Annotated in this window: 12 protein-coding genes; 9 read left to right on the top strand and 3 right to left on the bottom strand. The window is 68.5% G+C overall.

Translation table 11 applies throughout. From position 1 onward, the window contains the following. Positions 1 to 46 precede the first annotated feature (46 nt). The 3 genes from FOH10_RS32360 to FOH10_RS32350 all read left to right on the top strand — a co-directional run bounded on the left by FOH10_RS32360 (position 47) and on the right by FOH10_RS32350 (position 3,329). The gene (locus tag FOH10_RS32360; protein WP_143983481.1) at positions 47 to 2,257 is read left to right on the top strand and encodes a transglycosylase domain-containing protein; all 2,211 of its coding nucleotides are present in this window, start codon (positions 47 to 49) and stop codon (positions 2,255 to 2,257) included. Between the two features lie 165 nt (positions 2,258 to 2,422). Continuing rightward, a complete protein-coding gene (locus FOH10_RS32355; protein WP_029930354.1) occupies positions 2,423 to 2,893 on the top strand; it encodes a GyrI-like domain-containing protein in 471 nt (156 codons plus the stop codon). A 4-nt stretch (positions 2,894 to 2,897) separates the two neighbouring features. After that, on the top strand, positions 2,898 to 3,329 hold the full coding sequence (locus tag FOH10_RS32350; protein ID WP_228808764.1) for a GyrI-like domain-containing protein: 432 nt from the start codon (positions 2,898 to 2,900) through the stop codon (positions 3,327 to 3,329). 122 nt (positions 3,330 to 3,451) lie between these two features. Here FOH10_RS32350 and FOH10_RS32345 read toward each other — a convergent pair whose 3' ends face one another. Together FOH10_RS32345 and FOH10_RS32340 are read right to left on the bottom strand one after the other, a co-directional pair. Then, the gene (locus FOH10_RS32345) at positions 3,452 to 4,552 is read right to left on the bottom strand and encodes an inositol-3-phosphate synthase (protein WP_029930356.1); all 1,101 of its coding nucleotides are present in this window, start codon (positions 4,550 to 4,552) and stop codon (positions 3,452 to 3,454) included. Next, the gene (locus FOH10_RS32340) at positions 4,545 to 5,102 is read right to left on the bottom strand and encodes a PadR family transcriptional regulator (RefSeq protein WP_029930357.1); all 558 of its coding nucleotides are present in this window, start codon (positions 5,100 to 5,102) and stop codon (positions 4,545 to 4,547) included. The genes FOH10_RS32345 and FOH10_RS32340 overlap by 8 nt, the downstream gene beginning before the upstream one ends. A gap of 196 nt (positions 5,103 to 5,298) precedes the next feature. Here FOH10_RS32340 and FOH10_RS32335 point away from each other — a divergent pair, with 196 nt between their 5' ends. The 3 genes from FOH10_RS32335 (at position 5,299) to FOH10_RS32325 (ending at position 10,327) form a co-directional block, all read left to right on the top strand. Continuing rightward, entirely contained in the window at positions 5,299 to 5,691 is a 393-nt protein-coding gene (locus FOH10_RS32335; RefSeq protein WP_029930222.1) for a DUF5318 family protein, read from the top strand. Positions 5,692 to 6,283: 592 nt separating this feature from the next. Continuing rightward, complete coding sequence (locus FOH10_RS32330) at positions 6,284 to 8,611, top strand: transglycosylase domain-containing protein (RefSeq protein WP_244962148.1); 2,328 nt, start codon at positions 6,284 to 6,286, stop codon at positions 8,609 to 8,611. 93 nt (positions 8,612 to 8,704) lie between these two features. Next, a complete protein-coding gene (locus tag FOH10_RS32325; protein WP_244962147.1) occupies positions 8,705 to 10,327 on the top strand; it encodes a glycosyltransferase family 87 protein in 1,623 nt (540 codons plus the stop codon). Between the two features lie 95 nt (positions 10,328 to 10,422). Here FOH10_RS32325 and FOH10_RS32320 read toward each other — a convergent pair whose 3' ends face one another. Continuing rightward, positions 10,423 to 11,892 carry a TerD family protein gene (locus tag FOH10_RS32320; protein ID WP_143983480.1) on the bottom strand — a complete coding sequence of 490 codons (1,470 nt, stop codon included), beginning with the start codon at positions 11,890 to 11,892 and terminating at the stop codon, positions 10,423 to 10,425. Positions 11,893 to 12,016: 124 nt separating this feature from the next. On the opposite strand from FOH10_RS32320, the gene FOH10_RS32315 reads away from it, so the two are divergent. The 3 genes from FOH10_RS32315 (at position 12,017) to FOH10_RS32305 (ending at position 14,367) form a co-directional block, all read left to right on the top strand. After that, the gene (locus FOH10_RS32315; RefSeq protein ID WP_143983479.1) at positions 12,017 to 12,640 is read left to right on the top strand and encodes an AIM24 family protein; all 624 of its coding nucleotides are present in this window, start codon (positions 12,017 to 12,019) and stop codon (positions 12,638 to 12,640) included. A 13-nt stretch (positions 12,641 to 12,653) separates the two neighbouring features. Next, positions 12,654 to 13,355 carry an AIM24 family protein gene (locus tag FOH10_RS32310; protein WP_143983478.1) on the top strand — a complete coding sequence of 234 codons (702 nt, stop codon included), beginning with the start codon at positions 12,654 to 12,656 and terminating at the stop codon, positions 13,353 to 13,355. A 262-nt stretch (positions 13,356 to 13,617) separates the two neighbouring features. Next, positions 13,618 to 14,367, top strand: a complete 750-nt coding sequence (locus tag FOH10_RS32305; protein ID WP_143984450.1) for an AIM24 family protein — start codon at positions 13,618 to 13,620, stop codon at positions 14,365 to 14,367. Positions 14,368 to 14,438 lie beyond the last annotated feature (71 nt).

Genomic DNA, 14,438 nt, shown 5'->3' with positions numbered 1-14,438 from the left:
GCGGCGCTTCTCCCGTACGCAGGCTTTGTCGACGCTCCGGAAGGAGATGCTCGTGAGCTCGTTCCGTCCGCGCGGCCGCAATCCGGAGCCGCCGCCGTATTCCAGCATGGCTGGGTGGAACGAACTGGCGAGCGTCACCTCGCGACGGCAGGCGCAGCATCGGAGTTCGCGGCCGCGGCGGCGCGCCCGGCCCGCACCGGGCGAGGGCGGGACGCGGCGACCGCGCCGCACGCGCGGGCAGCGGATCCGGCGGGTGCTGCTGGCGCTGTTCATGATCTTCGTAGCGGTGCCGGCGCTGCTGTTCGGGCTGGCGTACTGGAGCGCCGAGATCCCCGATCCGAACGCGGTGCAGACCAATCAGATCGCCACCATCCTCGCCGCCGACGGCACGTCGGTCATCGCGAAGGTGGTTCCGCCGGAGGGCAATCGACTGCCGATCCCGCTCGCCGACGTGCCCGAGCACATGCGCCTGGCCATGCTCTCGGCCGAGGATCGCGATTTCTACACCAATCCGGGCTATTCGCTGTCGGCCTTCGTGCGCGCCGCACGTGACAATTTCACCGGACGCGAGGACGCGGGCGGTGGCTCGACGATTACCCAGCAGTACGTGAAGAACGCCTTCCTGACGTCCGAGCGGACGATGAACCGCAAGATGCGCGAACTCATCATCTCCGCCAAGATGGCCCGGCAATGGACCAAGGACGATATTCTCGCCGCCTATCTGAACACCATCTATTACGGGCGCGGCGCGTACGGAATCGCCTCCGCCGCCAAGGCGTACTTCGAGAAGCCGGTCCCCGAACTCACCCTCGCCGAGAGCGCGGTGCTGGCCGCGCTGGTACGCACCCCGTCGATCCTGGATCCGGAAACCCACCTCGACGATCTGAGGTACCGCTGGGCCTATGTGCTGGACGGCATGGTGGAGATGGGGGCGCTGTCGCAGGCCGAGCGGGCCACCGTGCAATTCCCGGAGATCGTGCCCGTCACCCAGCTGGCGGACGCCAATGCCGCGCGCGGGCCGGAGGGCCTCATTCGCGCCCAGGTGCTGCGCGAACTGCGCGCCTCCGGGATCAGCGAGCACGAACTCAATACCGGTGCGCTGCAGATCGTCACGACCATCGACGCCCGAGCCCAGCAGGCGGCGCTGGCGGCGGTCGGGGATGTGCTCGGCGGACAGCCCGCGGAACTGCGCACCGCGGTGGTCTCCATCGATCCGCGCAGCGGTGCGGTGCGCGCCTACTACGGCGGCGCGGACGGGATCGGCTTCGACTTCGCGCAGGCCCCGCTGCAAACCGGTTCGGCCTTCAAGACTTTCGCGGTGCTGGCGGCGCTGGAGCAGGGCATCACACTGGGCTACAAGATCGACAGCTCGCCGCTCACCGTGAACGGGGAGAAGATCCACAACGTCGGCAATGAGAGCTGCGGTACCTGTTCGATGGCCGAGGCGTTCAAACGCTCCCTCAACACCAGTTTCTACCGGCTGTCGCAGGCGCTGTTCGCGGGGCCGAAGGCCATTGCCGACGCCGCGCACCAGGCCGGTATTCCGGAGGAGATTCCCGGGGTGCCCGGTAAGACCCTGTCGGAGAACGGCGGTCCGCCGCTGCCCGCCATCGTGCTCGGCGCGTATTCGGTACGGCCCATCGACATGGCGTCGGCGTACGCGACGATCGCGGCGCACGGCGCCTATCGCAAACCCTATTTCGTGCAGCGGGTGCTCACCGGTGACGGCCGGGTGCTACTGGACCGCGAGGACGGCGCGGCGCCGCCGCAGCAGCGTTTCCAGGCCACCGTGGCCGACACCACCGCCCAGGCCATGCTGCCCATCGCCGCCTATTCCAATGGCCACGCCCTCGCCGGGGGACGGCCGTCGGCGGCCAAGACCGGCACCACGCAGTTGGGGGAGACCGGACAGAACAAGGATGCCTGGATGGTCGGCTTCACCCCGTCGCTGTCCACCGCGGTGTGGGTGGGAACCGAACAATCCCAACCCATTCGAACGGCGGGGGGTGCGGCCGTCTACGGGTCCGGACTGCCCGCGGATATCTGGAAGCAGACCATGGACGGGGCGCTGGTCGGTACACCGGTGGAACAATTTCCGAATCCGGTGCCCCCAGAGGACTCGTCAGGGTCGAGCGGATTCGACATACTCGATCCGCAGCAGGGCGCACAACAGGCACCTGTCGTGATCATCCCGCCCGCGCCGCCACCGCGGCAGGTCGAGATATTTCCCGGCCTCAGCATCCCGGTACCCGGCTGACACGGACTTGGTGTTGATCATGGAAAACGGTTAGCGGACCCATTCGGACCAACCCCCCGATATGGTGGAAACCGCCACCGGTGCCAGCCGCCGGAACGGGCGGTGGCAGGATGCGGGTGGAGTAGACGCGGGTGGGATACAGCACGAGACATAGGGGCGACGCCGGTGGAATTCAATGTCGTTGAACGCCACGAAACGCTGGTAGCCGGAACGGTGCTACGCAGTCCGGCGCTCGCGGTCGAGGGACCGCGCCGCGCGAAGGTCGAGGAGGCGTGGAAGCGCAACCTCTCCCGCAACCTGCCCGGACCTCCGGCCACCGCGTATGTCGACCACGCGCCCGAGATCGGTTCGTATCTGACCCATATCGTCGGCTACCGCTGCGAGAGCCTCGCCGATCTGGAGTCGGGCGACGTGCTGGCGCGCATCCCGGCCGGAGTCTTCGCGCGGTTCACCCGCAGCGGGGACAACCTGGGCGACACCATCGTGTCGATCTGGCGGGCGGTGTGGGACCTGGAGGCCAGCGGCGTCATCAACCGCGCGTACACCGGGGATTTCGAGCATTACCCGGATATGCACACCGTGGAGGTGTTCGTGGCGCTCGATCCGAACTCGGCCGACGGCCGGGACAAGGCGTAGGGGGATGACCGTGGACTTCGAAATCGTCACCCTGGACGAGGCACTCATCGGCGGGCTGACGGTGCCGCTGGCCGGACGCGAGGTCACCGCGCGCGACCTCGATCTGGTGAACTTCACCTGGGACCGCTATCTGTCCCGGGAGAAGCGCGCCGACCGCGTGGCCGCCTATATCGGACAGAACGATCACGCCGTGGCGGTGCTGGGTTACGAACTCACCGATCTCGACCAGCTCGACATCGGCGATGTGCTGACCCGCATCCCACCCGGCCGCTACGCCAAGTTCGTGGTGACCGACAAGCCGTACGATCTGCTCCGCACCGCCTGGGCCAAGGTCGCCAAGGCGGAGAGCGCGGGCAAGATCACGCGCTCGCACACCGCGGAGATCGAGCGCTACACCGGCCCCGCCTCGGTGGAGGTCTACGTCTCCCTCGACTGAGGGAGACGTCGCATCGAGCACTGAGTTCGGCCCCGCGATCGGATTGCCGGGCCGGACGAGCCGAAGCCCCGGTCGGATGGATCCAACCGGGGCTTCGTTCAGCCACGGAATGCGCGCCGTCGCTAGTCCGCGTCGATGATGAACGCCTCCAGCTGCGCGCGGGCGACATCGTCGGCCAGCTGCTGCGGCGGGGACTTCATCAGGTAGGCGGAGGCCGGGATGACCGGTCCGCCGATGCCGCGGTCCTTGGCGATCTTGGCGGCCCGCACGGCGTCGATGATGATGCCCGCCGAGTTCGGCGAATCCCACACCTCGAGCTTGTACTCCAGGTTCAGCGGCACGTCACCGAAGGCGCGGCCCTCCAGGCGCACGTACGCCCACTTGCGGTCGTCCAGCCAGCCCACGTGGTCCGACGGGCCGATGTGCACGTCGTTGGCGCCCATCTCCTTCTTCAGGTTGCTGGTGACAGCCTGGGTCTTGGAGATCTTCTTGGACTCCAGGCGCTCGCGCTCGAGCATGTTCTTGAAGTCCATGTTGCCGCCGACGTTCAGCTGCATGGTGCGGTCGAGCTGCACGCCGCGGTCCTCGAACAGCTTGGCCATCACGCGGTGGGTGATGGTCGCGCCGACCTGCGACTTGATGTCGTCGCCGACGATCGGGACGCCCGCGTCGGTGAACTTCTGCGCCCACACCGGATCGGAGGCGATGAAGACCGGCAGCGCGTTGACGAAGGCCACGTTCGCGTCGATGGCGCACTGCGCGTAGAACTTGTCGGCTTCCTCGGAGCCCACCGGCAGGTAGGACACCAGCACGTCGACCTCGGCGTCCTTCAGGGCCTTGACGACGTCGACCGGATCGGCCTCGGAGAGCTCGATGGTCTGGGCGTAGTACTTGCCGATGCCGTCCAGGGTCGGGCCGCGCTGCACGGAGACACCGGTCGGCGGCACATCGGAGATCTTGATGGTGTTGTTCTCGCTCGCGAAGATCGCGTCGGACAGGTCGAAGCCGACCTTCTTGGCGTCGACGTCGAACGCGGCGACGAACTTCACGTCGCGGATGTGATAGGGGCCGAACTTGACGTGCATGAGACCCGGAACGGTCGACGACTCGTCCGCGTCCTTGTAGTACTGCACACCCTGTACCAGGGAGGACGCGCAGTTACCCACACCTACGATGGCCACGCGAACTTCGGTGGCGCCCCCAGCCGTATTGATGTCAGTCATGGCCGATATTTCCCTCTTTCTGTGGTGCCGCCTTGGTCGATTGCTCCGCGGCGATCAACTCGTTGAGCCAGCGCACTTCGCGCTCGCTTGATTCGAGACCGAGTTGATGGAGCTGGCGGGTATAGCGGTCGAGCTGCCCACTGGCACGCTTGATCGCCTCCCGCAGTCCCTCTCGGCGCTCCTCGACTTGCCTGCGCCGCCCCTCCAGAATTCGCATTCTCGCTTCCGCGGGAGTGCGGCTGAAGAAGGCGAGATGAACGCCGAAGCCGTCGTCGGTGTAGTTCTGCGGACCGGTATCGGCCAGCAGTTCGCTGAACCGCTCCCGGCCGGTCTCGGTCAGGTTGTAAACCCTGCGGGCCCGTCGCGTGGCGAGCCCCTGGGGACTCTGCTCCGCGATGAGACCGTCGGCCTGCATACGCCGCAGGGTCGGATACAGCGACCCGTAGGAGAAGGCCCGGAACGGACCCAGCAGACCGGTCAATCGCTTGCGCAGCTCGTAGCCGTGCATGGGCGATTCGAGGAGCAGCCCGAGGATTGCCAACTCGAGCACCGGGCCTCACCCCCTCCTGACTGTTCTCTTCAGACCTAACCGATGGATGCGATTTCAAACTATATCGGAGCGATACATCGCATGCGAGGAGAACGCTTCCGTGCCCCATTCGGGGAGTGGGGAGAGTCTCAGATCGGCCCGGCGGGGTGTGGGTTGGAGCAAGTACTCTGGTGCCGTGCGAATACAGCGGCAGGTAGTGGACTATGCGCTCCGGCGCCGGTCGCTGCTGGCCGACGTCTACGCGGGGCGCGTCGGTGTCGCCGAAGTGTGTGATGCGAATCCGTACCTGTTGCGTGCGGCGAAGTTTCACGGGCGCGGGAGCGAGGTCACATGCCCGATCTGCCGGAAAGAGCAGCTCACTCTCGTATCGTGGGTGTTCGGCGACGGGCTGGGGCCGGTCGCGGGTTCGGCCCGCACCCCGGAGGAACTGGTCCGGATGGCCGAGAGCCGCGAGGAATTCTCGGTGCACGTCGTCGAGGTGTGCCGGACGTGCAGCTGGAATCACCTGGTGCAGTCCTATGTGCTGGGCAACGCCCCTACACCGGCCCGCCGCCGCCGTGCGGGAACCCGCCGGACCGCCGCCGAATGAAAGGCCACACCGACCGCTGAAACGCGGAGCCCGTGTGTACCGAGGTCTTTGAGGGACATTCGAGTGCCCCGCGGGCATACCGCCCGAGCTACCCCAATTAGTCGAGTTATTGGAGATTCAGGCTGTGAATTCGCCCTATGACGACGGACCGCCCCGCGGCCGCCCCCAGCGTGGCGGTTCCGCTCCCGGCCCGGGCGGCTACCCGCCGCCCCGGCCCGCGGGACCCCCGCCGGGTGCGCGTCCGCCGGGCGCCGGTCGTCCGGGGCCGGGCGCCGATCCGACTCGACGGGCGCCGCAGCCGGGTCCCGGCGGCTACCCGCCGCCCCGCCCACCCCAGCCGGGCCGCGGGCCGATGCCGCCGCAGGGCGGTCAGCCCCCGCGCCGACCTGGCCCCCCGCCGCAGCGACCGGGTGCTCCCGACGCCCGCCGGGCCAACCCGGACGCGACGCGCAAGCTACCCAATCCAGCGTCCGGACCGACACAGAAGGTGGACTCCGGCGCGATGGCGGCGGTCTCGAATCAGTCGACGCGACGCTCCGACACCGCGCCCCGCCCGCGCCCAGCGGGTGAGCGCGGCCGCAACTCCGGCGCCATGCCCGCCGCCCCGCCGCGGCGCGGTCAGAACTCGCCGCCGTCCGGCCCGCCGCCGCGCCGCCCCGGTGGCGGCAGTGGCGGCAGCGGCGGTTCCCGACCCGGCTCGGGCCGCAAGCGTTCGCCCTGGAAGATCGTGCGCCGCACCCTCTACGTGCTGCTGGCGCTGGGCATCATCCTGCCCAGCACGGTCTTCCTCATCGCGTACTCGACCGCGTCGGTGCCGCGTCCTGGCGATCTGAAGAACAATCAGGTCGCCCTGATCTACGCCAATGACGGCAGTACGGTGCTGTCCAAGGTCGTTCCGCCGGAGGGCAACCGCACCGACGTCACCATCGACCAGATCCCGCCGCACGTGCGCAATGCCGTGATGGCGGCCGAGGACCGCGACTTCTACACCAACCCGGGCTTCTCCTTCAGCGGTTTCGCCCGCGCGCTGCGCGACAACCTGATGGGCAAGGACACCGCGGGCGGTGGCTCCACCATTACGCAGCAGTACGTGAAGAACGCGCTGGTCGGCAACGAGCGCTCGCTCACCCGCAAGATGCGCGAGCTGGTCATCTCGGTGAAGATGGCGCAGGAGTGGTCCAAGGACGACATTCTCACCGCGTACCTCAACACCATCTATTTCGGCCGCGGCGCGTACGGCATCGACGCGGCGGCCAAGGCGTACTTCGGAAAACCGGTGCAGGAGTTGACCGTTGCCGAGGGCGCGGTGCTGGCGGCGACCATTCAGCAGCCGTCCAACCTGGACCCGGAGAAGAATCCGAAGGCCGCCGAGCAGCGCTGGACGTACGTGCTCGACGGCATGGTCTCCAGCGGTAACCTGCCGGCCACCGAACGCGCGAATATGCAGTACCCGCAGGTGGTTCCGGTCGCCTCGCTGGGTGACAAGAGCCTGGACCAGGGCCCGGAGGGCCTGATCAAGTCCAAGGTGCTGGAGGAGCTGAGCGCCGCCGGCATCAGCGAACAGCAGCTCAACACCGAGGGCCTGCAGATCACCACCACCATCGACCCCCAGGCGCAGCAGGCCGCCGTGGACGCGGTGACCTCGAATATGAACGGCGAGCCGGAGAACCTGCGCACCGCCGTGGTGTCGGTGGATCCGCAGACCGGCGCCGTGCGCGCGTACTACGGCGGTGAGAACGGCGCGGGCTTCGACTTCGCCAGCGCGGGCCTGCCCGCCGGATCCGCGTTCAAGGTGTTCGGTCTGGCCCAGAACCTCGAGATGGGCAAGCCGCTGTCCACGCTGTACGACAGCTCCCCGGTCACCGTGAACGGCATCGAGATCACCAATGTCGAGGGCGAGCAGTGCGGTATGTGCACCATCGCCGAGGCGTTGAAGCGCTCGCTCAACACCAGCTTCTACCGCATGATGCTGGACATGCCGGGCAACGGCCCGCAGAAGATCGCCGATATGGCGCACAAGCTCGGCATTCCGGAAAGCATTCCGGGCGTGGGCGAAACGCTCACCGAGCCGGGCGGGGTCGGCCCGAACAACGGTGTCGTGCTGGGTCAGTACCAGGTGCGGGTGCTGGATATGGCCTCGGCGTACGCCACGCTGGCCGCCTCCGGCGTCTACCACGCGCCGCACTTCGTGCAGAAGGTCGTCGCCTCCGACGGCACCGTCCTGCTCGACCGCGGTGAGGTGGCCGGTGAGCAGCGCGTCTCCGCCGCGGTGGCCGACAATGTCACCGCCGCGATGGAGCCCATCGCCGCCTACTCGCGCAACCACGGCCTGGCGGGCGGCCGGGTGTCGGCCTCCAAGACCGGCACCCATCAGCTCGGCGACACCGGCGAGAACCGCGACGCGTGGATGGTCGGCTACACCCCGCAGCTGTCCACCGCGGTGTGGGTCGGCACCGAGCAGGGCGATCGGCTGCGCGGCGCGGGCGGCGGCATGATCTACGGTTCCGGACTGCCGTCCGATATCTGGAAGGACACCATGGACGGCGCGCTCGAGGGCCAGCCCAAGGTGAAGTTCCCGAAGCCCGGTTCCATCGGCGGCCAGGCCGGTGTGCCGTCGTGGTCGGCCCCGTACACCGCGCCGTCGTCCGAGGCTCCGGTGGAGCCGCCGGTGGTCATCACCCAGACCCCGGTGCAGGTGGGACCGTTCACCCTGAATATTCCTGGGCTGGCGCCGAATCCGCAGTCGCAGCAGCAGACTCCGCAGAACATGCCGCAGAATCAGAGCCCCTCCGATGACGGCGGCGGACCGCTGCCCGGCCAGCCGGTCGCGCCGTCGGACGGCTCACCGCTGACGACCGCGCCAGCGCCCACGCCGCGGTCGGACAATGGCAACGGCTACGGGTCACCGAACAACCGGTAGCCTCTTGCCGTGATCGAGCAGGAGTTGGTGCGCGCGCCGATGGCCGACGAGCACTCGTCGCCCATCGGCGCGGACACGGGCGGGGGACGGCCGATGCACGAAACACCGGCGCGGTATGCCGCACCCGCGCCGCTGGCGGGGGATCTGCGTTCCGCCGATGAGCGGGACCGGCCCAGCCGCAACGATTCCCTGGTCGCCCAGCTGAGCACCCTCACCGGTGGTCCGGTCGGCGATCACGCCCTGATCGGGCGGGTGCGGTTCTGGACGCCCATGCGGGTGCTGTTCGCCTTCGCGGTGATCTTCCTGGCGCTCGGCTGGGGCAGCAAGGCCCCGTGCATTCAGCAGACCGTCGACGACAACGGCGTGGTCGGCCTGGACTGGAACGACGGCCGCCAGTACATCGCCATGTGCTACTCGGACACGGTGCCGCTCTACGGGGCCGAGCGCCTGAACGAGGGTGCGTTCCCGTACAAGAAGCAGTGGACCGAGACCGGGCCGGACGGCGAACCGCAGGTGCGGTACATGGAGTATCCGGTGCTGTCGGGCCTGTACCAGTACGGGTCCATGCAGGTGGCCAAGACCTGGGATGCCGCCTCCCAGCTGTGGGGTCTGCCGGGCGCGCTGCAGGTGGTCATCTACTTCAATGTGGTGGCGCTGGGCCTGGCCATGGCGTGGCTGGTGACGGTGTGGGCGACCGCGCTGCTGGCCGGTCGCCGGGTCTGGGATGCCGCCCTGGTGGCGTGCTCACCGCTGGTGCTGGTGCACGCGTTCACCAATTTCGACGCTCTCGCAACGGCTTTCGCCGCCGGCGGCCTGCTGGCCTGGGCGCGGCGACGGCCGGTGCTGGCGGGAGTGCTGTTGGGCCTCGGTGGCGCGGCCAAGCTGTATCCGCTGCTGCTGCTCGGGCCGATCCTGGTGCTGTGCCTGCGTGCCGAGCGGCTCGGGGACGAGGGCTACGGCACCTCGCTGTCCTGGCACCGCCTGGGCCCCATACGTTCCGGGCTGACCGCCCTCGCCGCCGCGGCCGGTACCTGGGTGGCGGTGAACCTGCCCATCGCGGTGCTGTATCCGAAGGGCTGGTGGGAGTTCTTCCGGCTCAATACCGAACGGCACGCCGACCCGGATTCGGTGTACAACGTCATCACCTCCTTCACCGGCTGGGCCGGATTCGACGGCTATCTGAAATCCGGTGAGTCGCCGTCGATCCTGAATCTGGTGTCGCTGCTGCTGTTCCTGGCCGCCTGTGCGGGCATCGCCTGGATCGCGCTGACGGCGGCACGGCGGCCGCGCCTGGCGCAGCTGGCCTTCCTGGTGGTGGCGGCCTTCCTGCTCACCAACAAGGTGTGGAGTCCGCAGTACTCGCTGTGGCTGGTGCCGCTGGCGGTGTTGGCGCTGCCGCATCGGCGAATCCTGTTGGCGTGGATGACCGTCGACGCGCTGGTGTGGGTACCGCGGATGTACTACTACCTCGGCGAGGACCGCAAGGGCGTGCCGGAGCAGTGGTTCACGGGCACGGTGATCCTGCGCGATATCGCGGTGATCGCGCTGTGCGTGCTGATCATTCGGCAGATCTACCGGCCCGCAGCGGATCTGGTGCGCCGCGACGGGGTGGACGATCCGGTGGGCGGTGTACTCGACCACACCGCGGACCCGGTGTTCCCCTGGCTGCCGCGCCCGCTGCGGCCCCGACCGGACCGGGTCGGCACGACCACCTGAGTCGCGCGATCGGGTAGCGGCCCGCCGCGAACGCCACGGTGCCCCGCGAACCGCTTCCGGTTCGCGGGGCACCTACGCGTCGTGCCGGGTCGGCCTCAGCCGCCGATGAAGCGGGCCAGCTGCGGTACCGCCTCGCCCGGATGCTTGGCCTGGAAGCCCTCGCCGATGGCCTCCATCTTCCAGTCGGACCCGGACTTGGACAGCTTCGCCATCGCCATGGCGGTGAAGGGCATACCGCCCGCCAGCGTGAAGCGCGCCATCTCCTTGTCGCCGTTGGCGTCCACCAGACGGCAGAAGGCGTTGGTGACCTGCTCGAAGGTGTGTCCCTTGTAGGAGGTCACGATGAACAGCATGGTGGTGACCGGGGCGGGAACCCGGGTGAGGTCCACCATGATCTGCTCGTCGTCGCCCGCGCCCTCACCGGTCAGGTTGTCGCCGGAGTGGCGGATGGAGCCGTCCTTGGAGACCAGGCTGCCGTAGTAGACGACATCCATCACGTTCATGCCGGCGAACAGGACCACCGAGGCGTCCAGGTCGATGTCCACGGCCCGGCTGCCGAACATGCCGCCGCGCTTGACCGGATCCCAGCCCAGGCCCATTCGCACATAGGTCAGCGCCTGGCCGCCCTCCTTGCGGAGGTTGACCCGCTGACCCTTGACCAGGCTGACCGCGCCGCCGGACTGCGGCAGGTCGCGATCGGGCGCCGGTCCGGGCGGCGGGAAGCCGGGCGCGGCACCGCCGGGGGCACCCTGCCCCGGCGGCGGGTAGCCGCCCGGTCCACCCGGCGGGAAGCCGCCCTGCGGCGCGTAATCCGGTACGGGCGGCGGATATCCGGTGCCACCCGGCGGCGGGTAGCCCTGTCCCGGTGGCGGATAGCCCTGGCCGGGCGGCGGGTAGCCACCCTGTCCCGGCGGCGGGTAGCCACCGGCGGGCGGGTAGTCCGGCGCGGGCGGCGGGTACTGCCCCGGTGGCGGTGATGCCGGTGGCGGTGATGCCGGGGTCGGCGGTACGGGCGCCTGCGGCTGGCGGGGCGGCGGTGGAGCCTGCTGCTGGCCGGCCGGTTCGTTCACCTGCACACCGTGATCGGTGACCAGCGCGGCGAAACCACCGGCGTAGCCCTGCCCGACGGCGCGCACCTTCCAACTGCCCTGTCGCCGATACAGTTCCAGCGCGATCACGATGGATTCGCTGCTGAGCCCCTCGATCCGGTACTCGAACAACGGATTTCCGGACTGGTCGGACACGTGGGCGACGGGCGCGGGAATCTGCCCGAAGCTGCCGCCGGGCGTGTCGAGCGTGATGACGGCCCGGATCTGCGCGATGTCGACGGGTACCGCCGACAGCGACACCGCCAGCGCGGCGGGCTGCCCCGACGGCGCGGGTTGCAGGTTCACGCCGGGACCGCTGGGCTGGTTGAAGAAGACGAAGTCGGCGTCCGACCGGACCTTTCCGTTCTCGGTGACCAGCAGCGCGGAGACATCCGCGGGTGCGCCGATCTGAACCGAGATCACGACGTCGTTGACGGTCAGAGGACCGTTCTGGCCCTTAACCAGTGTTGCGGACAAGATCGACCCTTCGCTTGTCGGTGCGTTCGTCAGCCACTCTACGAGAAACACGCCGTACCTGCGCCGAGGGTTTTCGGTTAGGGTGGCGGCGACGGTCCGAGTTACCCGGGGGCAAGAACCACCCATGGCGCAGTTGTTCGAAAAGTCGAAGAAGGTCATCGAGGCGCAGCTCGCCGGGAGCAGTATCCGGGCGATCTCCGGGTCGATGGTGGCCTACGAGGGAAACATCCAGTTCAAGAGCGCCGGTTTCGGTGGCGGCGACGGTGTGCTGGCGGGTCTGAAGCGCCGCGCCACCGGCGAATCGCTCTCGCTCATGGAGTGTTCGGGCAATGGGCGGGTGTTCTTCGCCGTGAACGGCCAGAACGTCACCGTGGTGAACCTGAACAACGACACGCTCCAGGTGGAGTCGCAGCAACTGCTGGCGTTCGCCGGGAATCTGCGCACCGACGTGACGTTCGCGGGCCTGCGCGGCGGGGCCACCGGCGCGGGCCTGTTCACCACCACGGTGAGTGGCCAGGGCCAGGTGGCGTTGCTGTCGGCGGGCGGCCCGCTCATCCATCTGGAGGTGTCGCCGCAGTATCCGCTGGTGGTGGATCCGGATGCGTTCGTGGCGGCGCGCGGCAATCTGAATCAGTCCTTCGTGACCGATGTTTCGTGGCGGTCGGTCATGGGCCAGGGCGGCGGGGAGGCGTTCTCGCTGCGCTGGGAGGGGCAGGGCGTGGTCTTGATCCAGCCCGCCGAGCGGTGAGAGGGCGCACGCGATGTTCGAGAAAGTGAACGGCAAGGTCGTCAAGGTCCATGCGGGCCAGGCGGGCGGCGTGGTCGCGCGCACCGGCTCGATGCTCTTCTACCAGGGCGACATCTCGTTCTCCCCGCATCAGGTACCGGGTGCGAGCCAGATGGGCGGCATGGGCGGCCTGATGGGCATGGCCGGGCGGATGATGGCGGGCGAGCACGAACGCACCATGCTGGCTCAGGGCAATGGCGAGGTGCACTACGGTTTCGCCGGTCTGGAGGTGCACGTGGTGCACATGCAGCCCGGGGCCACCCTGCGCGTGGAGGCGTCGCGGCTGCTGGCCAATACCGCCGGGTTGCAGAGTTCGATTGTGTCGGTGGCGAGTTCGGGCGGCCAGGGCGGTCGCGGCGGCGGCCTGATGGGCGCGCTGCGCGGTGCGGCGTCGGGGGTGCTGACCGGCCAGGGCATGTTCACCACCCAGCTGTCCGGTCAGGGTGCGGCGGTGCTGCTCGGCCACGGCGGCTTCATCGAATTGCAGGTCGGCGGACCGAATCCGGTGGTGGTGGACCCGCAGGCGTTCGTCGCGTCCTACGGCAACGTGCAGACGGAACTGAAGACGGCGATGAGCTGGCGCGACGCGGTCGGGCGCGGTTCGGGCGAGGCGATGCAGCTGCACTGCGTCGGCCAAGGCGTCGTATTCGTGCAGGCATCCGAAGAGAAGCTGTGAAGCGATGAGTTACCAGAATCCGGGCGGATACCAGAATCCCCAGGGCGGCTACCCGAATCAGCCGGGCGGCTACCCGCCGCAGCCGGGCTACCAGCAGCCGCCCGGCGGTTATCAACAGCCGCCGGGTGGTTACCAACAGCCCGGCTACCAGCAGCCGGGTGGTTACCAGCAGCCCGGCGGATACCCCGATCAGCCCGGTGGATACCAGGGGACGGGTCAGCAGCCGTTCGCGGGCGGCTATCAGGGCGAGCAGCCGCAGGTCCTGAACCCGACGAATCTCGGTGCGAGCGACAATATTCCGGGCAACAACTACGCCTACTGCATCGATCTCGACCGGCCCTGGTTCATGCGCAAGGGCGCGATGATCGCCTACTACGGCGATATGCGGTTCCAGTCGCTGTCGCACGGCGTGCAGGGCAATCTCATGCACATGGTGTCGCAGCAGTTCTCGGCGCCGCTGTTCACCGGCGACTACGTGGTGGCGGAGGGCCACGGGAAGCTGATCATCGGCGACCGCGGCTACGACATCAATTCCTACGACCTCGACGACGGCAACCTGACCGTGCGCGCCGCGAATCTGCTGGCGTTCGAGCCCGGCCTGTCGCTGAACCAGTCGATCGTGCCCGGCTTCCTCACCCTCATCGGCACCGGCAAATTCCTGGCCTCCTCCAACGGCCCGGTCATGTTCGCCGAACCGCCGCTGCGGGTGGATCCGGAGGCGCTGGTGGGCTGGGCGGACTGCCCGTCGCCGAGCCACCACTACGACGAACGCTGGATCTCGAGCTTCCTGGCGGCAGGTGCCGCGCGCTTCGGCGTGAACTCCGGCGAGGAGCGCCAGTTCGACTTCACCGGCGCGGGCACGGTGCTCATTCAGTCGTCGGAGAAGGTGCTCGACGATTCCCACCTGGTTCGCACCCTGGAGGGCCAGCTCCAGAGCGGAATCACGCCGAGCGGTCTGCAACGCCTGCAGGGCGTGATCATGCAGCAGTTGAACGCCCAGCAGCAGCACTGATCACCCACACCGCCGAGAACCACCACTCGCCGGGGCACGCCGGTCGTCGGCTGTCGGTGCCCCACCGGGCG

Origin of the sequence: Nocardia otitidiscaviarum (assembly GCF_007362295.1) — a bacterium.
GTDB classification, from domain to species: domain Bacteria; phylum Actinomycetota; class Actinomycetes; order Mycobacteriales; family Mycobacteriaceae; genus Nocardia; species Nocardia otitidiscaviarum.
Note: the sequence above shows the minus strand (reverse complement) of the source record. Positions and strands in the feature narration are given on the sequence as shown.

What these genes read in the sequence shown, in the direction of transcription:
- FOH10_RS32360 (WP_143983481.1), top strand. Translation starts at nt 47, where the DNA reads ATGCTCGTGAGCTCGTTCCGTCCGCGCGGCCGCAATCCGGAGCCGCCG.
- FOH10_RS32350 (WP_228808764.1), top strand. Translation starts at nt 2,898, where the DNA reads ATGACCGTGGACTTCGAAATCGTCACCCTGGACGAGGCACTCATCGGC.
- FOH10_RS32345 (WP_029930356.1), bottom strand. Translation starts at nt 4,552, where the DNA reads ATGACTGACATCAATACGGCTGGGGGCGCCACCGAAGTTCGCGTGGCC.
- FOH10_RS32330 (WP_244962148.1), top strand. Translation starts at nt 6,284, where the DNA reads ATGCCCGCCGCCCCGCCGCGGCGCGGTCAGAACTCGCCGCCGTCCGGC.
- FOH10_RS32325 (WP_244962147.1), top strand. Translation starts at nt 8,705, where the DNA reads ATGCACGAAACACCGGCGCGGTATGCCGCACCCGCGCCGCTGGCGGGG.
- FOH10_RS32315 (WP_143983479.1), top strand. Translation starts at nt 12,017, where the DNA reads ATGGCGCAGTTGTTCGAAAAGTCGAAGAAGGTCATCGAGGCGCAGCTC.
- FOH10_RS32310 (WP_143983478.1), top strand. Translation starts at nt 12,654, where the DNA reads ATGTTCGAGAAAGTGAACGGCAAGGTCGTCAAGGTCCATGCGGGCCAG.